The 632-nt window shown below is 58.5% G+C and carries 1 protein-coding gene; it reads left to right on the forward strand.

The features are described from left to right. Positions 1–152: 152 nt before the first annotated feature. The coding region (locus EXE42_RS15185; protein WP_241988406.1) for an HU family DNA-binding protein at positions 153–632 on the forward strand (480 nt) is incomplete at its 3' end.

Here is a 632-nt window from a genome sequence, read left to right on the forward strand (position 1 = left end):
GTGCCTATACAACGCCTGCTGTCGCGAAGTGTCTCCGTTCCACAGCGAACGTCCTGGTCCGTGTTTGCTTTCAGACAAACGCAGGACGCGATATAATAACAGAGATGTGAAAATTTAAATAATATTATATAGTCACAGAGCGTTAGAGGAGTGTGAGTAAAGGTATCATGTCACAAAAATATCTCTCGCGACGAACCGTCCTGCGGAGGGGTGCTATCCTCTCGACGGTCATCGGACTGGGTGCGGTAACGATGACTGGTCAGGCCGCGGCGATGAACAAAGCGGAACTGATCGAGGCGATGGCGAGCGAATCCGGACTGAGTAAGGCTGACGCGAAGCGGACGCTTGACGCGTTCACCCACGCGACGACGAGAGCCTTGGCGAAGGGTGATAGCGCCGTGCTGGTCGGATTCGGGTCGTTCAGTATCTCAAAGCGCTCTGCCCGGACAGGGCGAAATCCGAGCTCTCGAAACGGGCCCGAGGACGACTCGCCGGTGACGTTCGATCCCTGCCCGGAGTTCGCGGCCGCCCTCGATCTCAACCCCGGCAAGGGTGACGAGGCTAGCGCCACGTGCCGGCTTGCTGACGTGGTGATCGACGCGGAGTACATCGCGGGCACAGCGGGACGCTCG

This window comes from Halorubrum sp. SP3, assembly GCF_005435195.1.
GTDB lineage: Archaea > Halobacteriota > Halobacteria > Halobacteriales > Haloferacaceae > Halorubrum > Halorubrum sodomense.